20 protein-coding genes are annotated in these 22,537 nt (G+C 72.3%); 12 read left to right on the plus strand and 8 right to left on the minus strand.

What is annotated here, in order from left to right:
- The first annotated feature begins 19 nt into the window (after positions 1-19).
- Positions 20-940 carry a type IV toxin-antitoxin system AbiEi family antitoxin domain-containing protein gene (locus ACSQ2D_RS14715; protein WP_435986679.1) on the plus strand — a complete coding sequence of 307 codons (921 nt, stop codon included), beginning with the start codon at positions 20-22 and terminating at the stop codon, positions 938-940.
- Between the two features lie 127 nt (positions 941-1,067).
- Here the strand turns inward: ACSQ2D_RS14715 and ACSQ2D_RS14720 are convergent, their stop codons facing one another.
- Both ACSQ2D_RS14720 and ACSQ2D_RS14725 read right to left on the minus strand, forming a co-directional pair.
- A complete protein-coding gene (locus ACSQ2D_RS14720; RefSeq protein WP_435986680.1) occupies positions 1,068-2,660 on the minus strand; it encodes an acyl-CoA mutase large subunit family protein in 1,593 nt (530 codons plus the stop codon).
- Positions 2,661-2,850: 190 nt separating this feature from the next.
- On the minus strand, positions 2,851-3,366 hold the full coding sequence (locus tag ACSQ2D_RS14725; protein WP_435986681.1) for a GbsR/MarR family transcriptional regulator: 516 nt from the start codon (positions 3,364-3,366) through the stop codon (positions 2,851-2,853).
- 83 nt (positions 3,367-3,449) lie between these two features.
- Here ACSQ2D_RS14725 and ACSQ2D_RS14730 point away from each other — a divergent pair, with 83 nt between their 5' ends.
- From ACSQ2D_RS14730 to ACSQ2D_RS14750, 5 genes are all read left to right on the plus strand, one after another.
- Positions 3,450-4,355: an ABC transporter ATP-binding protein gene (locus tag ACSQ2D_RS14730; protein WP_435986682.1), complete on the plus strand. Its 906-nt coding sequence runs from the start codon at positions 3,450-3,452 to the stop codon at positions 4,353-4,355.
- On the plus strand, positions 4,352-5,980 hold the full coding sequence (locus tag ACSQ2D_RS14735; protein ID WP_435986683.1) for an ABC transporter permease: 1,629 nt from the start codon (positions 4,352-4,354) through the stop codon (positions 5,978-5,980). The genes ACSQ2D_RS14730 and ACSQ2D_RS14735 overlap by 4 nt, the downstream gene beginning before the upstream one ends.
- A 72-nt stretch (positions 5,981-6,052) precedes the next feature.
- Positions 6,053-7,141, plus strand: a complete 1,089-nt coding sequence (locus ACSQ2D_RS14740; RefSeq protein WP_435986684.1) for a mannose-1-phosphate guanylyltransferase — start codon at positions 6,053-6,055, stop codon at positions 7,139-7,141.
- Positions 7,142-7,154: 13 nt separating this feature from the next.
- A complete protein-coding gene (locus tag ACSQ2D_RS14745; RefSeq protein WP_435986685.1) occupies positions 7,155-8,696 on the plus strand; it encodes a glycosyltransferase 87 family protein in 1,542 nt (513 codons plus the stop codon).
- A gap of 57 nt (positions 8,697-8,753) precedes the next feature.
- Positions 8,754-9,557: a GNAT family N-acetyltransferase gene (locus tag ACSQ2D_RS14750; protein ID WP_435986686.1), complete on the plus strand. Its 804-nt coding sequence runs from the start codon at positions 8,754-8,756 to the stop codon at positions 9,555-9,557.
- Positions 9,558-9,590: 33 nt separating this feature from the next.
- On the opposite strand, the gene ACSQ2D_RS14755 is transcribed toward ACSQ2D_RS14750, so the two are convergent.
- A complete protein-coding gene (locus tag ACSQ2D_RS14755) occupies positions 9,591-10,559 on the minus strand; it encodes an SDR family NAD(P)-dependent oxidoreductase (protein WP_435986687.1) in 969 nt (322 codons plus the stop codon).
- Positions 10,560-10,659: 100 nt separating this feature from the next.
- Between ACSQ2D_RS14755 and ACSQ2D_RS14760 the strand changes: the two genes are divergently transcribed.
- From ACSQ2D_RS14760 to ACSQ2D_RS14780, 5 genes are all read left to right on the plus strand, one after another.
- Positions 10,660-11,838, plus strand: coding sequence for a glycosyltransferase family 4 protein (locus ACSQ2D_RS14760; protein WP_435986688.1), 1,179 nt, complete (start codon positions 10,660-10,662; stop codon positions 11,836-11,838).
- 174 nt (positions 11,839-12,012) lie between these two features.
- Entirely contained in the window at positions 12,013-12,672 is a 660-nt protein-coding gene (locus ACSQ2D_RS14765; protein WP_435987857.1) for a succinate dehydrogenase cytochrome b subunit, read from the plus strand.
- 3 nt (positions 12,673-12,675) lie between these two features.
- Positions 12,676-14,718 (plus strand): fumarate reductase/succinate dehydrogenase flavoprotein subunit, encoded by a 2,043-nt coding sequence (locus ACSQ2D_RS14770; RefSeq protein ID WP_435986689.1) that lies wholly within the window; start codon positions 12,676-12,678, stop codon positions 14,716-14,718.
- Between the two features lie 11 nt (positions 14,719-14,729).
- Complete coding sequence (locus ACSQ2D_RS14775; protein ID WP_435986690.1) at positions 14,730-15,473, plus strand: succinate dehydrogenase/fumarate reductase iron-sulfur subunit; 744 nt, start codon at positions 14,730-14,732, stop codon at positions 15,471-15,473.
- 74 nt (positions 15,474-15,547) lie between these two features.
- Positions 15,548-17,053, plus strand: a complete 1,506-nt coding sequence (locus ACSQ2D_RS14780) for a D-alanyl-D-alanine carboxypeptidase family protein (protein ID WP_435986691.1) — start codon at positions 15,548-15,550, stop codon at positions 17,051-17,053.
- Positions 17,054-17,056: 3 nt separating this feature from the next.
- Here the strand turns inward: ACSQ2D_RS14780 and ACSQ2D_RS14785 are convergent, their stop codons facing one another.
- The 3 genes from ACSQ2D_RS14785 to ACSQ2D_RS14795 are packed head-to-tail and all read right to left on the minus strand — an operon-like array spanning position 17,057 to position 19,431.
- Entirely contained in the window at positions 17,057-17,749 is a 693-nt protein-coding gene (locus ACSQ2D_RS14785) for a class I SAM-dependent methyltransferase (RefSeq protein WP_435986692.1), read from the minus strand.
- Between the two features lie 41 nt (positions 17,750-17,790).
- Entirely contained in the window at positions 17,791-18,897 is a 1,107-nt protein-coding gene (locus ACSQ2D_RS14790) for a YihY/virulence factor BrkB family protein (protein WP_435986693.1), read from the minus strand.
- A gap of 3 nt (positions 18,898-18,900) precedes the next feature.
- Entirely contained in the window at positions 18,901-19,431 is a 531-nt protein-coding gene (locus tag ACSQ2D_RS14795; RefSeq protein ID WP_435986694.1) for a 2'-5' RNA ligase family protein, read from the minus strand.
- Positions 19,432-19,522: 91 nt separating this feature from the next.
- Between ACSQ2D_RS14795 and ACSQ2D_RS14800 the strand changes: the two genes are divergently transcribed.
- Complete coding sequence (locus ACSQ2D_RS14800; protein ID WP_435986695.1) at positions 19,523-20,584, plus strand: glycosyltransferase family 4 protein; 1,062 nt, start codon at positions 19,523-19,525, stop codon at positions 20,582-20,584.
- A gap of 40 nt (positions 20,585-20,624) precedes the next feature.
- Here ACSQ2D_RS14800 and trpS read toward each other — a convergent pair whose 3' ends face one another.
- Positions 20,625-21,674 carry a tryptophan--tRNA ligase gene (gene trpS / locus ACSQ2D_RS14805; protein ID WP_435986696.1) on the minus strand — a complete coding sequence of 350 codons (1,050 nt, stop codon included), beginning with the start codon at positions 21,672-21,674 and terminating at the stop codon, positions 20,625-20,627.
- Positions 21,675-21,727: 53 nt separating this feature from the next.
- Positions 21,728-22,534: an exodeoxyribonuclease III gene (locus tag ACSQ2D_RS14810; protein WP_435986697.1), complete on the minus strand. Its 807-nt coding sequence runs from the start codon at positions 22,532-22,534 to the stop codon at positions 21,728-21,730.
- Positions 22,535-22,537: the final 3 nt, after the last annotated feature.

Below are 22,537 nucleotides of genomic sequence, written 5' to 3' on the forward strand. Positions count from 1 at the left end.
ACTGGGGCAGCATCGGCGGATGCGCGCGGTGAAGGCCCTGGTCCGGATCGGAGGCACGGCCACCCGTCAGCAGCTCCGGATCGCGACGGTGCACGCGCGGCACCTCGCTGCTGCGGTCGACGCCGGTCTCGTGGTGCGGACCGCGCACGGCCGCTACTGTCTCGCCGGGACGGACGCCGCACGCGTGGCCGCGCACCGGCTGGGCGGCGCGGCTTCACACACGACGGCCGCCCTGCACTGGGGATGGAAAGTGCGGCTGCCGCCGGCCGAGCCGCACGTGACGGTCCGCGCCAGGCGCAGCCTGCCGGCGGGCGCGTCCAAGGGTGCCGCCGTGCATTGGCGCGATCTCGACGCCGATGACGTCGTCGACGGTTGGGTCACGACACCGGTGCGCGCCGTCATCGACTGCTGTCTCGACCTGCCGTTCGCCGACGCCCTGTCAGTCGTGGACTCGGCACGTCGAGCTGGGCTCCGCCCGTCGGAGGTGTATGCCCGAAGCGCCTGGTTGCCCCGGCGGCAGCGCGACCGGGTGGCCCGGGTCGTCGCCCTCTCCAGCACCCGTGCCGTCGGGCCGTTCGAGTCCTCGCTCCGCGCCATCGCCCTGGACGTCGCCGGACTCGTCGTCGAGCCGCAGGCGCGGATCCGCTACGACTTCTACGCCCGGGTCGACCTCGGCGACGAGGGTCTCCGGATCGTGCTCGAGGCGGACAGTCATGAGTTCCACACGGAACGCAAGGCGTTCGACCGCGACTGCCGACGCTACAACGGCCTCGTCACCCGTGACTGGCTCGTGCTCCGGTTCACGTGGGAGCAGGTCATGTTCGAGCCTGACGTGGTGCGGCGCGCCATCGAGGACCTCGTCGCGCTGCGGCGAGCCCAAGGGTTGCGCCGCCTCCGGACGGGTCGACTGACCGGATCGAAGCCCGGAAACGCCTCCTGAGGCGGGTTTCCGGCCTTCGGTCCGGTCGTTCTGACCGTAGGCGGGGTCGGGCGGGGCAGGCGGGCAGGCAGCGCGCGGGGCGGACGGCATACGGCATACGGCATACGGCGGGCGTATGCCGTGCGGCTCAGAAGGTCTCGCGGGGCTGGTAGACGCCCCAGACCTCGCGCAGGGCGTGCGCGACCTCACCGCCGGTCGCGCGGGCCGCCAGCGCCTCCTTCATCGGGTAGAGGAGGTTGTCGGTGCCGCGCGCCGCGTCCTGGAGGCGACCCAGTGCCGCCTTCACCGCGTCGTTGTCGCGGTCGGCGCGCAGCGCCTCGAGCCGGGCGCGCTGGTCGGCCTCGATCGTCGGGTCGACGCGGAGCGGCTCGTAGCGGTCCTCCTGGTCGAGGACGAAGCGGTTGACCCCGACGACGGTGCGCTCTCCGTTGTCGATCTCGAGCTGGACGCGGTAGGCCGAGCGCTCGATCTCGCCCTTCTGGAAACCCTGCTCGATGGCGGCGACCGCGCCGCCCTTGTCCTCGACGGCCTGGATGAGGGCCAGCGCCGCGGTCTCGATCTCGTCGGTCATCGACTCGACGACGTACGAACCGGCAAACGGGTCGACGGTCTTGGTCACGTCGGTCTCGTAGGCGATGACCTGCTGGGTGCGCAGGGCGAGCCGCGCGGCCTTCTCGGTCGGCAGGGCGATGGCCTCGTCGAACGAGTTCGTGTGCAGCGACTGGGTGCCGCCGAGCACCGCACCGAGACCTTGGAGCGCGACCCGGACGAGGTTGACCTCGGGCTGCTGGGCGGTCAGCTGCACGCCGGCGGTCTGCGTGTGGAAGCGGAGCATCATCGACTTCGGGTTCTGGGCGCCGAACTCCTCCTTCATGATCCGCGCCCAGATGCGACGGGCCGCACGGAACTTCGCGACCTCCTCGATGAGGGTCGTGCGGCACACGAAGAAGAAGGAGAGGCGCGGCGCGAAGTCGTCGACGTGGAGGCCCGCCGCCTGGGCGGCGCGGACGTACTCGATGGCGTTGGCGATGGTGAAGGCGATCTCCTGCACGGGCGTCGCCCCGGCCTCGGCCATGTGGTAGCCGGAGATGGAGATGGTGTTCCAGCGCGGCATCTCCTTGTGGCAGTAGGCGAAGATGTCGGCGATGAGGCGCAGGGACTCGCGCGGCGGGTAGATGTAGGTGCCGCGGGCGATGTACTCCTTGAGCACGTCGTTCTGGATCGTGCCCGTCAGCTGGTCGCCGGCGACGCCCTGCTCCTCGGCGACGAGCTGGTAGAGCAGGAGCAGCGTCGAGCCGGGCGCGTTGATGGTCATCGACGTCGAGATCTTGTCGAGCGGCAGGCCGTCGAAGAGCGTGCGCATGTCGTCGAGGCTGTCAATGGCGACGCCGACCTTGCCGACCTCGCCGTGCGCGATGGCCTCGTCGGAGTCGTAGCCCATCTGCGTCGGCAGGTCGAAGGCGACGGACAGTCCGCCCGTGCCGGCCTTGACGAGCTGGTGGTAGCGCTGGTTGCTCTCCTTCGCGGTGCCGAAGCCGGCGTACTGCCGCATCGTCCACGGACGTCCGGTGTACATCGACGGGTAGACGCCCCGCGTGAAGGGGTAGCTGCCGGGCGCGCCGAGCTTGCTGTCGGCGTCGAAGCCGGCGAGGGCCGATGCGTCGTAGACGGGCTCGATGGGCAGGTCGGACTCGGAGCGCGCACCAGTGCTGTCAGCCATGCTGCCGAGCGTATCGGCGTGGCGGTCCGCCGCTGCCGCCCGCCGGGTGAACGTTGCCGATCTCACGTCACCGATGGCGTATGCCGTCGGGCCGGGTCCCGACGAGACGTGCCCCCTCGACGGGTGCCGTGGGGGCAGATTGTGGCCTCTCGACGGTGGGGGCCAGATTGTGGCCTCTCGACGGTTGGGGTCAGGCGTCGGTGGGCCAGTCGCGGGTGATCTCTGCCTTGTGGGCGGCCCACTCCCCCTCGAGCGCGGCGAGCCGGTCGCCGAGGAACTCGAGGAAGGCGACCGAGAGCTGCAGGCGCCGCCCGGCCTCGGTGTCGAGGCCACCGACGGCGGGCACGCCCGCGCGCAGGCTCGTCTCGATCTGGGCGAGCATCCGGTCGCGGGAGAGCATCGCGCCGTGCCAGGCGTCGGCCTGCACGACGTAGACGTCGCGGCGTGACCCGCGCTCGCGCTCCTTGCCGATGAGGTAGGTCTGGGTGAGGTAGCGCACCGCGCCGGACACGGCGGCCGGGCTGACGTCGAGTGCCTCGGTCAGCTCCGCGGCGGTCATCCTGCCGTCGTCGTCGGCGAGCAGCTGGGCGAAGACACGGGAGGCCAGGCGCGGCATCCCGGCGTCGGTCAGGGTGTCCCCGAGACGCTCGACGTAGGCGGAGACCGCCCGCTCGTCGCGGGTCACACGCTGTCGCACTGACGTCACCACTCCTCCTCCGTCGCGTGGACCGACCCTAACCCAACTCTCATTGCATTCAGTAAACCGTGAAAGTTGTGTACCGTCGATACATGACCTCCGCCATCCAGGTCCACGACCTGCACAAGAACTTCGGGCACACGGTCGCCCTCGACGGGCTCGACCTCGACGTGGCCACCGGCGAGATCCACGGCTTCCTCGGCCCCAACGGCGCGGGCAAGTCGACGACGATCCGCATCCTGCTCGGCCTGCTCCGCGCCGACGGCGGCACGGCCACGCTGCTCGGCGGCGACCCTTGGCACGAGGTCGAGACGCTGCACCGTCGACTGGCCTACGTCCCCGGCGACGTCGCGCTCTGGCCCAACCTCACCGGAGGCGAGGTCATCGACGTCCTGGCCCGGCTGCGCGGCGGTGTGGACGAGAAGCGCCGGGCCTCGATGATCGAGCGCTTCGACCTCGACCCCACCAAGAAGGGTCGTTCGTACTCCAAGGGCAACCGGCAGAAGGTCGCTCTCGTCGCGGCCCTGTCGTCCGACGTCGAGCTGCTGCTCCTCGACGAGCCGACCTCTGGCCTCGACCCGCTCATGGAGGCGGTGTTCCGCGACGTCGTCCACGAGTTCCGGCACGCCGGCGGCACCGTGCTCCTGTCGAGCCACATCCTCTCCGAGGTGGAGCAGGTGTGCGACCGCGTCAGCATCATCCGCGCCGGCGTCAACGTCGAGTCGGGCACCCTGACCGAGCTGCGCCACCTGTCCCGGACGACGGTGCGCGCGACGCTCGCGCGCCCCGTCGACGCCGCGCAGGTGTCCGGCCTGCCCGGTGTCGACGACGTCGTCGTCTCCGGGGACCAGGTGACGTGCACCGTCGGTGGCGAGGACCTCGGCCGCCTCCTCGAGGTGCTCGGCACCCACGGGATCACGGCCCTGACGAGCGCCCCGCCGACGCTCGAGGAGCTGTTCATGGACCAGTACCGCACGCCCTCGACGGCGACGTCATGACGACCCTCGCCGCGCCAGCGCGCTCGGTGGGTGTCGGACTGACCGGGACGACCTCGCTGCTCCGGCTCGCCGCCCGACGCGACCGGGTGCTCGTGCCGGTCAGCGCGTTCGGCCTCGCCGCCTTCGTCGCCCTCTCCGCCCAGGCGACGTTCGCGCTCTTCCCCGACCTCCGGGCGGCACAGCAGTCGATGGCCTCCACGCTCGCCAACCCGGCGCTCGTCGCGATGTACGGGCCGATCTCGAGCCTCGGCATCGACTCGATCGCGACCTTCAAGTCGGTGCTCCTCGGCGGTGTCTTCCTCGCACTGCTCGCCTACGTCGTCGTCCGGCGCCACACGCGCACCGAGGAGGAGGCCGGGCGGCTCGAGCTGCTCGGGGCCGGCGTGGTCGGCCGCCGCGCCGCACTGACGGCCGCCGTACTGCTCGGCACGGCCGCCGTGCTGCTCACGGTCGTCCTCACGGTCGTCTGGTCGGTCGCCGTCGGGCTCGACCCCGCCGGCTCGGTCGCGCTCGGCGTCTCCTGGCTCGTCATGGGGCTCTCGTGGGTCGGCGTCACCGCGGTCGCCGCCCAGCTGACCTCGAGCACCCGCGGCACCGCTGCGTGGTCGCTCGGTGCGCTGGCCGTCGCCTTCCTCGTCCGGGCCGTGGGCGACACCGCCGCGGCCGACAGCCCGGCGCGCGCGCTGTCCTGGCTCTCACCCCTGGGCTGGGGCGTCCAGGTCTCGCCCTACGGGGAGAACCGCTACTGGGTCGTGGTGCTCGGTCTCGCGCTCTACGCCGCGCTCGTGTCCGCCGCCTTCGTGCTGCTCGACCGGCGCGACCTCGGGTCCGGGGTGCTGCCGAGCCGGGCCGGTCACGAGCGCAGCCCCATCAGCACCGCAGGAGCCCTGACCCGACGCCTCGCCCGCGGCACGCTCGTCGGCTGGGTCGTCGCGTACGTCGTGCTCGGCGTCGTCCTCGGGTCGATCGCGGGGAGCGTGGAGACGTTCGTCGACTCCCCCGAGGTCGCCGACATGCTGCGGGCCATGGGCGGTGACGCCGGCTCGATCACCGACATCTACTTCGCCACCGAGCTGCACTTCGCGGCCGTCGGCGCGTCGGCCCTGGCCGTCGCCCTGGTCACGAGGATGCACACCGAGGAGACGACGACCCGCCTCGAGTCCCTCCTCGCGACGCCCGTGCGGCGGACCCGGTGGGCCCTCGGGCACATCGCGGTCGCCGTCGTCGCCTCCGCCGTCGTCATGATCGTCAGCGTCGCCGTGGCCGGCCTCGTCCACGGAGCCGACGTGGGCGACATCGGCGGTACCGTCGGGCGCCTGACCGGAGCCGCTCTCTCGACGCTCCCCGCCGTGTGGGTGGTCCTGGCCGTCGCCGTGCTGCTCTACGGGGCGCTGCCGCGGTTCACCGGCCTGGCCTGGGCCGCGCTCATCGTCTTCCTCCTGCTCGGCGAGTTCGGCGACCTGCTCGACCTGCCGGGGTGGCTCGTCGACCTCTCACCGTTCACGCACCTGCCGGCGCTGCCCGGCGGGGCCTTCGAGGGGGCACCCCTCGTCGGGCTCACCCTCGTCGCCGCCGCCCTGGGCGCTGCGGGTCTCGCGGCCCTGCGCCGTCGCGACATCGGCTGACCGGTCCCGACGGGTCGCCGGCGCGTTCGGACGGGTTCGGGCATCGCCGCACGGGTCGGTACGGTGTCCCCCATGACAGGCATCCCCGGCTTCTGGGCCGTGATCCCCGCCGGCGGCTCGGGCACCCGGCTGTGGCCCATCTCGCGCCGGAGCTCGCCGAAGTTCCTGCACGACCTGACGGGGTCCGGGCAGTCGCTGCTGCGGGCCACGTGGGACCGTCTCGAGCCGCTCGTCGACGACCGGATCCTCGTCGTCACCGGCGTCGCCCACGAGGAGGCCGTCCGTCGCCAGCTGCCGATGCTCGGCTACGACGCCGTCATCGGCGAGCCCTCGCCGCGCGACTCCATGCCCGCCATCGGCCTCGCCGCCGCCGTCCTCGAGCGACGTGACCCCGAGGCGGTCCTCGGCTCGTTCGCCGCCGACCACGTCATCACCGAACCCGACAACTTCCAGCGAGCCGTCGCCGAGGCCGTCGTCCTCGCCCGGCGCGGCGAGCTCGTCACCATCGGCATCGAGCCGACCGAGCCGGCGACCGGCTTCGGCTACATCCGGCTCGGCGCGCCGCTCGACGTCGAGGGCGCTCCGAGCGCCCACCGCGTAGACGACTTCGTCGAGAAGCCCGACCTCGAGACGGCGACCCGCTACCTCGAGAGCGGCGAGTACCGCTGGAACGCAGGCATGTTCGTCGTCGGCGCGACCACCCTGCTCGAGCTGCTCGCCGAGAACCACGCCGAGATGGTCGACCACCTGCGCACCATCGCCGCCGACCCCCGCCGGATGCGCGACCTCTGGCCGAGCCTCCAGAAGATCGCCATCGACCACGCCGTCGCCGAGCCCGCTGCCGCCGCAGGCCGCGTCGCCGTCGTGCCCGCCGCGCTCGGCTGGGACGACGTGGGCGACTTCAACTCGCTCACCAAGCTCGTGGCCGAGTCGACGGAGCTGCCGGGCATCACCGCCATCGGCCCGGCCGACGACATCATCAGCATCGACTCGAACGCCACGGTGTCAGCAGGAGGGCGGCTCGTCGCCCTCATCGGTGTCGACGACCTCGTCGTCATCGACACGCAGGACGCCCTGCTCATCACCCGACCCGACCGCGCCCAGGAGGTCAAGAAGGTCGTCGAGACCCTGACCGCCCGGGGCCGTACCGACCTCCTCTGAGAACGGCCGAGCCGTGACGAGCGACCCGGCCACGGCCGCCCCGGCGTACGCGGCAGCACGCGTCGCGACCGTCACGGCGATCGTGCTCGCGTGGCTCGCCACGCTGCCGCGGCTGGTGCCGAGCACGTTCGGCGACCACGGCACCTACGTGTCGGTCGCCGAGCGCCTGCTGGTCGGCGACCGCCTCTACGTCGACGTCTGGGACAACAAGGACCCCCTCTTCTACTACGCCCTGGCCCTCGGCCGGCTCGTGTCGCCGCTCTCGGACGTCGTGCTCGAGGTGCTCTGGGTCCTGGGCGCCGGCCTGGCGGTGCTCGTCCTCGCCCGCGCGGCAGGCGCGAGCAGCGGCCTCGCCCTCGTCGCGGGTCTCGGCGCGACGCCGCTGCTGCTGACGGGTCCGGCCTACGAGAGCGGCATGACGCACCTGCCCGGGCTCGCCCTGCTCCTCGCCGCCGTCGCCTGCGCGGTGCGCTCACGGTGGGTCGCCGCCGGGGTGCTCGTCGGGCTGCTGCTCCTCACCAAGCTCGTGCTCGCCCCGGTCGTCGCGGGGGCGCTCCTCGTCGTCGCCCTCCACCGCCGGTCGGCCGGGGGGCTGCGCGGCCTGGCCCGGGCCGTCGCTGGAGCCGTCGCGCTGCTCGCCGTCGGCATCGGCGCGATGTGGCTGCGCGGCGAGCTGCCCGGCTGGGTCGACAACTTCCGCCTCAACGCGGACTACGCCGAGGGCGACCTCGCGTCCTCGCAGTACGGCCCCGTCATCGGTCACCTCCTGCGCGCCCTCCCCGAGGACGGACGCGGCGCCGGCATGGTCACCGTCGCGAGCCTCGTCGTCGTGGTGCTCGTGATCCCGCGCTCGTGGCGAGGCCCGGGACCGGACCGCCCTGCGGCCACGGCCGACTCGACCTCACCGCCCAGCGCGACGGCCCCGCCACGGACCATCTCCCCAGCGGTCCTCTGGGACCTCGTCGTCGTCTCGCTGACCCTCGGCCTCGTCGTCATCGCCGTCACCGCCACGTGGCCCCATCACGCCCAGACCTTCTCTGCCCCGGGCGGATTCGCGCTCGCCCTCATCGCCACCCGCCTGTCCGACCGGGCCGTGGGCTGGCGCGCACCGGTCGTCGTCCTCCTCGCGGGCTACCTCATGGCCGGTGCCCTGCACCCGTACTTCACCCTCACCGCCGCGCGCAACGTCCCGACGAGCATCCAGCTGCTCCAGCGCGCATCTCCGGACAGCGTCGTGCTCGACTCGCTGCCCCAGGTGAGGACCTACGCCCGGGCCGGCTCGAACGACGCCAGCGCGCACGCCGTCGGGTTGGACGACCTCGACCTCGTGTGTCCCCGCTTCCACCAGTACTCCCTCGAGCCGACCGCGATCCTCGACCTCACCGCCACGTGCCTGCCCCGCGCGGACGCGATCATCGTCGACGACACCCTCCGCCCCGAGGCGGGCGAGCCGGACTGGAACGCCTACGTCGCACGGGTCCGGGCGCTCGTGGCCACCGGCTACGACTGCGTGCGAACCACCGGGTCACAGGTCTGCGTCCGCCGCGGCCCCTGAGCCGGCAGCCTTCCCGATTCCGCACCGCACCAGCCGCCCCGGGTCGACAGTGGTGGCATGAGCTCGATGCTGCCCGAGGAGGGCGAGCACCTCACCGCCGGCTGGGAGGAGGACGTCCCACCGACCGACTCGCTCGTGCGCCAGGCGGTCCTCGCGCACGTCTCGTGGGCACGCGCGCTGACCGCCGCTGCACGCGGCACGTTCGCCGAGGGGCCGGACTGGTGCGCCGGTCGGGGCGGCGGGGCCTCCGCGCTGCTCAACTGGGCGATCGTCACGAGCCCACCTGCGGACTGGGCGCAGACTGTGCGAGCCGTATCGACGGCATACGGCAGCGGGGTCTCGGCGATCGTCATCAGCCCGTTCCCGACGCCCGACCTCTCGACCCACGGCCTGGCCCTCGTCGGCCACCCGCCTCTCATGTTCCGACCCACGTCGACCGTCACGCCCACACCGACGACCTCGCTCGAGGTCCGCGAGGCCGAGACGGAGCAGCACCTGCGGGACGCCGAGCGGGTGCTCGTCGAGGGATACCCGCTGCCGGACATGGCCGACCTGCCGCCCGGCGACTTCTACCGGCCCGACGTCGTCGCCGGTCCCACGCGGGTCTTCGTCGGCTACGACGGCGACGCCCCGGTGGCGACGGCGGCGGCTCACTCGGCCGCCGGCGTCACCGTCGTCGAGAACGTCGCGGTGCTCGCCGCCGCCCGCGGCAGGGGTGCCGGCGCCGCGCTCACGTGGGCGGCGACGACGGCGTGGCCCGGGCAGGGCGCGGTCCTCATCGCGAGCGACGACGGCCAGCCCGTCTACGCCCGGCTCGGCTACCTGCGCATCGAGCGGTGGACCTGCTGGCTGCGCCCCTGACGGGCGGCCGAGGACGGATGCCGTCCGGCCGGCTCAGGCGCCCGCCGCCGGCACCCCGGTCGCCTCGCGAACGAGCTCCCAGAGCCGCTCCACCTGCTCCGGCGTCTCGACCCCGACGGGCGCGTAGTGCGTCGCGCGCCGGCGCCGGTCGTGCCAGAAGCCCCCGGTGCCGATGGCGTCGGCGGTCGCCGTGAGCCACACCGCGGTGTCGGCGCCCGCGTCGGCGTCGCGCAGCAGCGGACCCGTGAGCGCGGCGAAACGAGGGAGCGAGTCGGTGACGCCCGGGGTGTCGGCCCAGCCGGGGTGCATCGAGTGGACGCGGATGTCGTCGGACGCGAGGTCTCGCGCCCACAGCTCGGTGAGGACCAGCTGCATGCGCTTCGTGCGGGCGTACGCCGTGACACCGGAGTAGTCGCCCGAGGCGTACTCCCAGTCGTCCACGTCGAGCCGCTGGCCGTAGGCGCCGCCGGACGTGACGAGCACGACTCGCCCCCCGGCGAGCGACGCGCGGAGCCCGTAGGTGAGCACGTGCGGGCCGAGCACGTGGGTGGCCAGGGTCAGCTCGTGGCCCTCCGGCGTGACCGTGCGCCTCGGCGGCATGACGCCCGCGTTGTGCACGACGGCGTGCAGCCTCGGCACCTCCGCGACGAACCGGCGCGCGAACTCGGCCGTCGCGGCGAGGTCGCTGACGTCCGCGACGTGCGCGGTGACCTCGGCGAGAGGCTGCTCCTCGAGCAGCCGGGTGCGGGCGTCGTCGAGACGGGAGGCGTCGCGGCCGGTGATGTGCACGACGGCGCCGAGGTGTGCGAGACCGCGAGCCGTCGCCAGACCGAGACCACCGCTCGCGCCGGTGACGAGGACGTGACGCCCGACGAGCGCCCCGGGCACCGGGTCGTGCGGCCACCAGGCGCGGCGCACGGCAGGCCCGATCTTCGTGTAGCCGAGGACCAGGGACTTGTCCATGGCCCAGTCGAGAGCCGCGGCCGCTGCGTGGAGCACCATGGGACCACCCTAGGTGCGCGCACGAGGTCGTCACCGAGGTGTCACCCCACGCACCCCGGGGCGTCGCCCGGACCGAGCCCGACCTCGGCACGGTGGAACCGTGCGCGTCGCCATCGTCACCGAGTCCTTCCTGCCGACCGTCAACGGCGTCACGACGAGCGTCTGCCGCGTCGTCGAGGAGCTGCGACGTCGCGGTGACGAGGTCGTCGTCATCGCACCCCGGACCCGCGAGGACGGCCCGGTCGTCCTCCACGGGACGCCGGTCCACCGGGTGGCCTCCGTCCCGGTGCGCCAGTTCGACGTCGGCCTGCCGACGCCGGAGATCGAACGGCTGCTCGAGGGTTTCGCGCCCGACGTCGTCCACGTCGCGAGCCCGTTCGTCCTCGGCGCCCGGGGGCTCGCGGCGGCCCGCCGGCTCGACCTGCCGACCGTCGCCGTCTTCCAGACCGACGTCGCCGCCTACGTCCGGCAGCACACCCCTGGGCCTGCCGGTGCGGCAGCGTCCGCGACGACGTGGCGCTGGATCCGGCGCATCCACGGATGGGCGGACCTCACCCTGGCCCCGTCGTCGGCGGCGCTCTCCGACCTCCGGGACCAGGGGGTGCCGCGGACCGCCTTCTGGGGACGTGGCGTGGACGCCACCCTCTTCAACCCGGCGTGGCGGCTCGACGCCCTGACCCGCGCGCTGCGCCGAGAGCTGGCCCCCGACGGCGAGCGGCTCGTCGGCTACGTCGGGCGGCTCGCACCCGAGAAGGAGGTCGAGCGCCTGGCCGAGGTCGCGGACCTGCCCGCGACCCGGCTCGTCGTCGTCGGCGACGGGCCCTCGCGCCGCGCGCTCGGAGCCGTGCTCGCGGAGGCCGTGGCCGCCTCACCGACGCGGCCGAACCGGCCACCCGTCTTCCTCGGCCCCCGCCACGGTGACGACCTCGCCCGGGCCTACGCCTGCCTCGACCTCTTCGTCCACACCGGGACCGCCGAGACGTTCGGGCAGACGATCCAGGAGGCCGGCGCGACCGGTCTGCCCGTCGTCGCGCCGCGCCGGGGAGGCCCGGTCGACCTCGTCACGGACGGCGACAACGGCTACCTGTTCAACCCGGACCGCGCCGATGACCTGCGCGAGCAGGTCTCCCGGGTGCTCGGCTCCCCCGACCACGCGGCCGGCCTCGGTCGGCGCGGGCGCCTGCGCGTCCGCGCCCGGTCGTGGTCCGCCCTCGTCGAGGACCTCGCGGGGCACTACGGCCAGGTCGTCCGGGACCGCCGCGGCGTCCGCGCGGCCTGAGCGGACGGCATACGCCCTCCCTGTCGAGGGTTCTTGTCGTCATTGTCACAACAAGCCGTTTACCAGCGGGTAGGAATTCGGGTGCGGAAACCGCGGCGATAGGGTGCGGACGTGGCCACCAACACTCTCCCAGCGACGGGAACTCCTCGACCTGCGTCGGCACGCCGCACCACTGTGTTCATGAAGCTGCTCATGGCCCTCTCGGGCGCGCTCTTCGTGTTCTACGTGCTGGTGCACATGTACGGCAACCTCAAGATCTTCGGCGGTGTGGAGGCGTTCGACGAGTACGCCCTGCACCTGCGGACGCTGCTGACGCCGATCCTGCCCTTCGGCGGGTTCCTCTGGCTCTTCCGCGCCCTGCTCGTGGTCGCGCTCGTCGCGCACGCCTGGTCGGCGTTCTACCTGTGGAGCAAGGCCCGGGGCGCGCGCACGAACCGCTACGTGGCCAAGGAGGCCGCGAAGGCGACCCTCAAGAGCAAGATGATGCGCTGGGGCGGCGTGGCCCTGCTCCTCTTCCTCGTGTGGCACCTGCTCCAGTTCACGATCCTCAAGTTCAACGTCGGCCCCGACGCGGTCGGCGACAGCGCCGGCAAGCTCGTCATCTCGAGCTTCCAGGTGTGGTGGGTCGTCGTCATCTACCTGCTCGCGCTCGTCGCGCTGGGCATGCACCTGTGGCACGGCGTGTGGAGCGCGTCGCAGACCCTCGGCTGGACGGGCAGCGCCAGGTCGCGCCGCACCGCCAAGGCGACCGCCACCGTCATCGCGCTGGTGACCGCCGTGGGCTTCGCGCTCCCGCCGCTCGCCATCCTGTTCGGAATCGTCAAGGGGAACTGATCCATGACCGACACCCAGACAGCCAGCACCGTCGCGCCCGAGGCCCCCGCGGCTCCTGCGGCTCCCGCCCGCGAGGCGGCGCCCGGCGTCGTTCACGGGCTCTACACCGAGGGTGAGCCGATCGTCGACACGAAGGCGCCCGGCGGCCCGATCGACAAGCGGTGGGACAAGCGCAAGTTCGAGGCTGCGCTCGTCAACCCGGCCAACCGGCGCAAGCTCACCGTCATCATCGTCGGCACCGGCCTCGCCGGTGGCGCCGCGGCGGCCACGCTCGGCGAGGCGGGCTACAACGTCAAGTCCTTCTGCTACCAGGACTCCCCGCGCCGCGCGCACTCGATCGCCGCGCAGGGTGGCATCAACGCCGCGAAGAACTACAAGGAGGACGGCGACTCGACGTTCCGTCTCTTCTACGACACCGTCAAGGGCGGCGACTACCGCTCCCGCGAGTCGAACGTCTACCGCCTCGCCGAGGTCAGCGCCAACATCATCGACCAGTGCGTCGCCCAGGGTGTGCCCTTCGCCCGTGAGTACGGCGGCCTGCTCGACAACCGCTCGTTCGGTGGCGTGCAGGTCTCGCGCACCTTCTACGCGCGCGGCCAGACGGGCCAGCAGCTGCTCATCGGCGCCTACCAGGCGCTCGAGCGACAGGTCGCGGCCGGCACCGTCGAGATGTTCAGCCGTCACGAGATGCTGGAGGTCGTCGTCGTCGACGGGAAGGCGCGCGGCATCATCGCCCGCGACCTCGTCACGGGCGAGATCGAGACCCACCTCGCCGACGCCGTCGTGCTCGCCTCCGGTGGCTACGGCAACGTCTTCTTCCTCTCGACCAACGCGATGGGCAGCAACGTCACCGCGACGTGGCGCGCGCACCGCAAGGGCGCCCACTTCGCCAACCCCTGCTACACGCAGATCCACCCGACGTGCATCCCCGTCGCCGGCGAGCACCAGAGCAAGCTGACGCTCATGTCGGAGTCGCTGCGCAACGACGGCCGCATCTGGGTGCCGAAGAACGCCGCCGACTGCGAGAAGGACCCGCGCGAGATCCCCGAGGAGGACCGCGACTACTACCTCGAGCGGATCTACCCCTCCTTCGGCAACCTCGTGCCGCGTGACATCGCGAGCCGCCAGGCCAAGAACGTCTGCGACGAGGGTCGCGGCGTCGGCCCGAAGGTCGGCGACTTCCGCCGCGGCGTCTACCTCGACTTCACCGACGCCCTCAAGCGCATGAGCGCCGAGGCCGTCGCCGAGAAGTACGGCAACCTCCTCGACATGTACCAGCGGATCACGGGTGAGAACCCCTACGAGGTGCCGATGCGCATCTATCCCGCGGTGCACTACACGATGGGCGGCCTGTGGGTCGACTACGACCTCCAGTCGAGCATCCCCGGCCTCTTCGTCACCGGTGAGGCGAACTTCTCCGACCACGGGGCCAACCGCCTCGGCGCCTCGGCCCTCATGCAGGGCCTCGCCGACGGCTACTTCGTCCTGCCGAACACCATCCGCGACTACCTCGCCAAGGGGCCCTTCCCCAAGCTCGAGGAGTCGCACGAGGCGGTCGTCGAGGCGCGCGCCTCGGTCGACGCGCGCGTGGCCAAGCTGCTGTCGATCAACGGCGACCGCTCGGTCGACTCCTTCCACAAGGAGCTCGGCAACATCATGTGGGAGTTCTGCGGCATGGAGCGCTCCGAGGAGGGGCTGCTCAAGGCCATCGACCTCATCCGCGGCCTGCGCGACGAGTTCTGGCGCAACGTCAAGGTGCTCGGCAGCGCCGACACCCTCAACCAGAGCCTCGAGAAGGCCGGCCGCGTCGCCGACTTCCTCGAGCTCGGTGAGCTCATGTGCATCGACGCGCTGCACCGCCGCGAGTCGTGCGGTGGTCACTTCCGCGCCGAGTCCCAGACCGAGGACGGCGAGGCCCTGCGTCACGACGACGAGTACGCCTACGTCGCCGCGTGGGAGTGGGGCGGCCAGGACGGTGCGCCGGTCCTGCACAAGGAAGACCTGGTCTACGAATTCGTCGAGATGAAGCAGCGGAGCTACAAGTGAGTGGGACCGGCATGAACCTGACCCTGAAGATCTGGCGCCAGTCCGGCCCCAAGGCCAAGGGCGAGATGGTGACCTACCCGGTCACCGACATCTCCGAGGACATGTCCTTCCTCGAGATGCTCGACGTGCTCAACGAGCAGCTCAACTCCCGCGGCGAGGAGCCGATCGCCTTCGACTCCGACTGTCGCGAGGGCATCTGCGGCATGTGCGGCCTGATGATCTCCGGCAAGGCCCACGGCCCCGAGGTCACGACGACGTGCCAGCTGCACATGCGCAGCTTCTCCGACGGCGACGAGATCACCATCGAGCCGTGGCGCGCCGACGCGTTCCCCGTCATCAAGGACCTCGTCGTCGACCGCAGCAGCTTCGACCGGATCATCCAAGCCGGCGGCTTCATCAGCGCCAACACCGGCTCGGCCCCCGAGGCCCACTCGGTGCCGGTGCCCAAGCCGAAGGCCGACCGCGCCTTCATGGCGGCGGCCTGCATCGGCTGCGGCGCCTGCGTCGCCGCGTGCCCGAACGCGTCCGGCATGCTCTTCATGGGCGCGAAGATCACCCACCTCGGCGAGCTCCCCCAGGGCCAGCCGGAGCGTGACGCCCGCGTCGTCAACATGGTGAGCCAGCACGACCACGAGGGCTTCGGCGGCTGTACGAACATCGGCGAGTGCTCCTCGGCGTGCCCGAAGGAGATCCCGCTCGACGTCATCAACCAGCTCAACAAGGACCTGCGCGGCGCCCTGATGCGCGGCGAGTGACGCGCGACGCGCCACCTCGCAGGACCACCGCTGACCCGCCCCGGAACTCCGGGGCGGGTTAGTCTGTCCCGGCCATGACGCCTCCCCATCGCCGCCGACGCCGACCGTGGACCGTGCCCGCCGCGGGTGCGACGCTCAGTGCCGTCGCGCTCGGGCTCGTCGTGACGACGACGTATGCCGCCCCGTTCGCCGGCGGCAGTCCGCTCCCCCGCGTCGTGGGCCCGGTGGCCGCCCCTGCGGTGACCCCGTCGTGCCAGCCGTGGCAGACGCGGCAGGCCGTCCCGTCAGGTGTGACGCTGACGCCGCGGGTCTTCCCCACCGACGAGCCCGCGGCGCCGACCGCCCCTGCGAGACCCACGTCGAGACCCACTGCGAGACCCACTGCGACGACCGCGACCGCGCCGAAGCCGCCGAAGGTGCGGGTCGTGTGCCGCAACGCCCCGCCCACTCCCTTCGCACACCCCGCTTGGGAGCCCGAGAGCGTCGTCGGCGGGTCCCGCATGGCCGAGACCGGCGTCCTCGTCGACCGGCCGGCGTCCGTGCCCGCGCCTCCCGAGGTCTACGACGTCTCGTACGTCGTGGCCGACCTCGAGACGGGTGAGATCCTCGCGGCCAAGTCACCGCACGCGTGGCTGCGCCCGGCGAGCACGCTCAAGACCCTCACCGCCCTGACGCTGATGCCGCGGCTCGACCCGCGACGGGTCGTCGTCGCCGGCCAGGACGCCCAGGACGCGGCCGGCTCGCGCGTCGGCATCCTCGCCGGGAACCGCTACCCCGTCTCCAGCCTCTTCGACGCCATGCTCATGTTCTCGGCCAACGACGCCGTCTACGCCCTAGCCGACGCCGCCGGCGGCTACGACGCCACCGTGGCGCTCATGAACGCCAAGGCCGAGCAGATCGGCGCGCACGACACGCTCACCGTCGACCCGAGCGGCCTCGACGACGGCGCCCAGCGCTCGAGCGCCTACGACCTCGCCCTCATCGGGCGCGACGCGATGCGCCTGCCGGCCTTCCGCGCCGCGATCACCAAGCGCGACGCCGTCTTCCCCGGTGGCAAGGACAAGCAGGGCAAGGTGTGGCCGGCGTTCCACGTCTACAACATCAACGAGCTGCTGCGGCACTACCCCGGCGCCATCGGCATCAAGCCGGGCCGCACCGACCGCGCCCAGCACACGTTCGTCGGGGCGGCGACCCGCGGTGGGCGCACCCTCGTCGTGACGCAGATGGGCAGCATCACCGGCTCGTGGAAGCCGACCGCGGCCCTGCTCGACTGGGGCTTTGCCAACGCGGACCGGGTCGCACCCGTCGGGCGGCTCGTCGAGCCCGGCGAGGCGGCCGCGCCCGTCCCGGCGCCGGAGCTTCCCGCGCTGCCCACGGGAGGCGCGACCGGCACCGGCGGTGGCACGGGCACCGCACCCCCGTCCGGGACGGGCACCCCCGCCCCGGTGGCGGCCCCGACGACCGAGGCGACGGCATACGACCGCACCCTGTCGCTCGTGGTGCTCGCCGGGGCCGGCGTCGTCGTCACCGCGGCCGTCGCGCTCCTCGCGCTCGCACGGCGCCGGCGCCGCGCAGCCTGACGCTCACGCGCCGGCGGGGGCCGATCCCTGCACGGGCCTCGCGACCACGACGAAGTGCACGAAGCGCATGTCGCCGAACGGCACGGGCAGCACGCGAGCCGCTGCCCGAAGGAGTGGGTTGCCGCTCGCCGCCCAGCGTCGGCCCATCGTGTTGGCCCCGGCGCAGGAGAGCACCTCGTAGCCGCAGCTCTCGAACATCTCGACCATCGTGGCCCTGGTGAAGAAGCGGACGTGCGTGCGGTCGAGGGTGCCCTGGTCGACGTAGTCCCATCGACCACGCAGCAGCTTGAACACCACGGGGGCGTACTGGATGCTCGGGATCGCTGCGACGACGCGCCCGTCGGGCGAGAGGAAGCGCGGCACCTCGCGCAGCACCTCCCAGGGGTCGACGATGTGCTCGAGCACGTCGTTGAAGAAGATCGCGTCGAACGTCCCCGGGCGGTCGTCGAGGGCCTCGGGGAAGTAGCCCGTGACGACCTCGTCGAACCCGTGGCCGTGCCGCGCGGCCTCGGCCTGGCTCGCGACGGCCTCCAGACCGACGACGGTGGCGCGGTCACCGAGCGCCGCCCGGAGGGTCGGGCCGAAACCCCCGGCTCCGCACCCGACGTCGAGCACGCGGGTCGCGCCCGGCGGGATGAACGGAGCGACGTCGAGTCGGGCGTTGTCGACGTAGACGTCCTGCTGTGGCGGCTGCACGGGACTCCCCTCGGTCGTGGGCCTGCCGGGCCCTCGGGGCCCTACTGTCGCCTGACCCTACGCAATCCTCGGACGGCCGACGCGAGGAACGCACCGATGACGACGCCGGCCGCGACACTCACACGGTCCGCCGCTCGCGTCGGCTGCCGGCGCCCGTGGTCCTGCGCCGCCGACCCGACCGGGGCCGCGGCATACGGGACGAGGCTCGTGTCGGCACCGTCGGCGAGGGAGGAGACGAACACGGGGCGGGAGGCCCTCGACGGCATCGAGCGGACCGTGTCATCGCCCTGCCCGCCGAGGTCGACGTCGTTCGCGGCCCACGCGGCAGAGAGGAGGATGACCTTGGACATGAGGTCGAGCCAGAAGAGCAGCCCCACCGAGAGGGCGACGGCCCCGAGCAGCGGGTTCGCGGTGGCGTGGCTGACGAGGAAGCCGCCGAAGAGCTTGAGGAGCGTGAGGATGACCGCGCCGATGACGGCGCCCTGACGGATGTCGCGCAACGGCAGCGATGCTGCCGAGAGGGTCCGCAGGAGGACGACGAGGATGAAGGTGTCGAAGACGACGCCGACGAGCAGTCCCAGGAGGCCGACGAGCAGTCCGTTGCCCTCGAGGCCGACCCATCCGGCGACCTGTTCGGCCAGACCTCCGATGCTGCTCGTGATGATCGCGGAGACCGCGACGGCCGTGCCGACGGTCACGAGGACGAGGAGGTCGCTGGCCATCGTCCGCACCATGGCGTGCGTCGCGACCTCCAGTCCGAAGACGCCGCGGATGCCGGTGCGCAGGGCCCGGACCCACCCCATGCCGGCGAAGAGCAGCGTCACGAACGAGATGATGCCGGTCAGGGTCAGCGTGAGGCTGGCCGGCGCCTCGATGCTGATGATGCCGTCGGGGTTGCTCGGCGTCTTGACCATCCCGGGGAGGGCGTTGTTGAGCGAGTCGGCGATCGCCAGGACGAGGTCGGGGCGGTCCTGCAGGACGAAGCCGAAGATCGCGAAGGCGAGGGCGAGGGCCGGGAAGATGGAGAAGAAGGCGTAGTAGCTGACCCCGGCCGCGAGCAGGTTGCCGCTCGACTCGCTGAACCGCGTCCACGCCCGGTACGGCGCCAGGGCCTTGAGCCGGTCGAGGAGGGGCCGCCACGCCGGCACCCGTCAGCCCCCGGTGAGGGCGAACTCGTGCACGGGACGCCACACGTCGTCCTCGCCCAGCTCGTAGAGGTGGTACGCGCCGACCGCGAACGCGACGGAGTAGTCGGCGAGGTCGGTGAAAGCCCGGTCGAGCGACTCGGCCGGCACGTTGTGCGCCACCGTGACGTGCGGGTGGTAGTAGAAATCGAGGTCGCGGCTCACCGGCCCCGAGCGCAGCGACACCTCGAGCGCCTCGCAGTTCGAGACGCCCTGGGCCACCTGGATGAAGACGACGTCGGACAGCGGACGGAAGGTCCCCGTGCCGCGCAGCACGACGTCGAAGGGGGCGTGCGCGGCGGCCACGTCGGCGCAGTGGCTCCGGAAGGCGGCATACGCCTCCGCGTCGACCTCGGTCGGCGGAAGCAGCGTGATGTGCGCGGGGATCTGCCAGGCCTGGGGATCGCCGAAGTCGGCCCGGCGGTGCTGGAGATAGTCACCGTGCGGGGCCGGGATCGGGATCGAGACACCGATCGTCGTGGGGCGCGCAACACTCACGCACCCGACCGTACCGAACTCGACCGGCTGTCGCGGTTCCGGGCCGGGCCTTTCGCATGATCGGGGCCACGGACGCTCCTAGTCTGGGCGCATGACGGACACCACCGGGACTCCTGCGCGCGAGCACCTGCGCATCGCAGCCCTCTTCGTGTCCGACTGGGACCACGAGTTCGCGGCCGTCGCCGCGGGAGAAGTCCCCTCCCACCGGCTCTTCGGGATGCGCGAGCTCGAGAGGCGCGGGCACACCGTGCTGCACCACACCCGGAGACCGCAGGCACGCCTTGCCCGACGAGTGGGCTGGCGGCTGTCCCAGCTGCTGTGGCTGGTGCGGGTCCAGCGCGACGTCGACGTCGTCATCGCCACGCACGAGGCCGCGGCTCTGCCGGCGCTCCTGCTCCGACGACTGGGTGTCGTCCGCCGACCCGTGATCGCCATGACGGTCGCAGCGCTCGAGGCCACCTCGCGACCCGGGGTCGCGGGAGCCCTCCAGAGGACTGCCCTGCGAGGCGCCGACGCCATCACGGTCTTCTCGTCGTCGCAGCGCGACGACCTCGCGAGGCGCCTCCGGAGACCGCTGCAGGACCTGCGGCCGGTCCCGCTCGGCGTCGACACGGAGTTCTTCACGCCTCGATCGGGCGCGCGTGGCGGTGGTCTGTTGTCCGTCGGCACCAACGCCGGCAAGGACTACCCGACCCTCATGGCGGCCCTGCGCCCGGGCGAACGCTGCGTCGTCGTCACCGACGCGTGGAACCGCGCCCAGGCGACCCCTCTGGCAGAAGGTCTCGACGTCTCGTTCCGCAGCGACGTCCCGATCGCCGAGCTGCGTGAGCTCTACGCGGACGCCGACGTCATGGTGCTCCCCCTCCGCGAGGCCGAGATGTCTTCCGGCCAGACCGTGCTGCTCGAGAACCTCGCCATGGGCACACCGGTCGTCATCAGCGACGTCACTGGCGTCGCCGACTACCTCGACCCGCAGGTGACGAACGTCGTGCAGGCCGGCCGGCCCCTGCTGCTCAGAGAGGCCCTCCTCGACACGTCGTGGCACGACCGCGCGCGGGGCGGCCCGGCGCTCGTCGCCCGACGGTTCACCGTCGAGCACCTGGCATCGGCCGTCGAGTCGATCGCCCACGAGCTGGTGGCCGACCAGGCCTGAGGCGACACCGGCCCGTCGCCCCGCGGCGCGGACGGGTGGGTCAGGGACGCAGCGTCGAGGGCAGCAGGCCGACCTTGTCGTAGACGCGGCGGACCGTGGCCTCCGCGACGGCACGGGCACGCTCGGCACCGTCCGCGAGGATGCGGTCGAGCTCGGCGCGGTCGGCCATGAGCTCGAGCGTGCGGGTGCGGAACGGCGTGACCGCCTCGACGACGACCTCGGCGACGTCCTTCTTGAGGTCGCCGTAGCCCTTGCCGGCGTACTGCTCCTCGAGGATCGCCACCGGCGTGCCCGACAGGGCCGAGTGGATCGAGAGCAGGTTGGAGATGCCCGGCTTGTTCTCCTCGTCGAACCGGATCTCGCGCTCGGCGTCCGTGACGGCCGAGCGGATCTTCTTCGCGATGCGCGCGGGCTCGTCGAGCAGGCTGACGAGCCCGGTGTCGGAGGCCGCCGACTTGCTCATCTTGGCAGTCGGGTCCTGGAGGTCCTGGATCTTGGCCGTCGCCTTCATGATGTGCGGCTCGGGCACGACGAGCGTGTCACCGAAGCGCTGGTTGAAGCGGCCCGCGAGGTCACGCGAGAGCTCGAGGTGCTGGCGCTGGTCCTCCCCGACGGGGACGACGTTCGCGTCGTAGATGAGGATGTCGGCCGCCTGGAGCACGGGGTAGGCGAAGAGGCCGACGTTGGTGTTGGTGCCCTTGGCGGACTTGTCCTTGAACTGCGTCATCCGGCTCGCCTCACCGAAGCCGGTGAGCGTGCCGAGCACCCAGTAGAGCTCGGTGTGCTGGGCGATGTGGCTCTGGACGAAGAGCGTCGAGCGCGCCGGGTCGACGCCGCCGGCGATGAACTGGGCCGCCGTGATGCGGGTGCGCTCGCGGAGCACCTCGGGGTCCGGGGCGACGGTCAGGGCGTGCAGGTCGGCGACGAAGTAGAAGGCGTCGTGCGTCTCCTGGAGGCGCACCCACTCGACCAGCGCACCGATGTAGTTGCCGAGGTGGAGCGAGTCGCTCGTCGGCTGCATGCCCGAGAGGCTGCGCGGCGTCGTGGTCGGGAGGGAGGGCGTCGAGGACATGGGTGCATTCTGGCCCATGGGCGGCCGGGGTCCCCAAACCGGCCCGGCTCGAACGGGCTCCGCGATGCGCGTCAGGCGGGCTCGAGCGCGTAGTCGGCGACGACCGGTGCGTGGTCGCTCCAGCGCTCGGCGTACGTCGGCGCCCGCCCGACGACGACGTCGGTGACGGTCTCGGCCAGCCGCCGCGTGGCCAGCTGGTAGTCGATGCGCCAGCCCGCGTCGTTGTCGAACGCCTTGCCGCGCCAGGACCACCACGAGTACGGACCGGCGACGTCACCGGCGTGACGGCGCTGGACGTCGACCCAGTCGCCGCCTGCGAACCACCCGTCGAGCACGGCGCGCTCCTCCGGCAGGAAGCCGGCCTTCTTGAGGTTGCCCTTCCAGTTCTTGAGGTCGGCCTCGCGGTGCGCGACGTTGAGGTCGCCCGTGACGAGGACGAGCTCGTCGGCCTCGGCGGCACGGCGCATCCGCTCCGTCATGGCGGCGAGGAAGGCCATCTTGACGTCCTGCCGCTCGGTGCCCGCCTCGCCGGTGTGGACGTACGCGGAGACGACCGTCAGCGGACCCGCCGCGGTGACGACGTCGGCCTCGACCCAGCGGCCGTCGTCGGCGAACGCGCCGTCGATGCCGACGCGCACCGCCGTCTGGGGCTCGCGCGTGACGACGGCGACGCCCGCCCGTCCCTTGGTCGAGCCCTCCGTGTGCGCGACCGACCAGTGGGCCAGGCCGGCGTCGGCGAGCACCTTGGCGAGCTCGACGTCGTCGGCCCGCACCTCCTGGAGGCACAGGACGTCCGGCTCGGCCTGCTCGAGCCACGGCACCATGCCGCGCCTCGCGGCTGCCCGGATCCCGTTGACGTTGGCCGTGACGACGCGCATGGC

It is taken from the genome of Terrabacter sp. LjRoot27, assembly GCF_964254175.1.
Classification (GTDB): Bacteria; Actinomycetota; Actinomycetes; order Actinomycetales; family Dermatophilaceae; genus Terrabacter.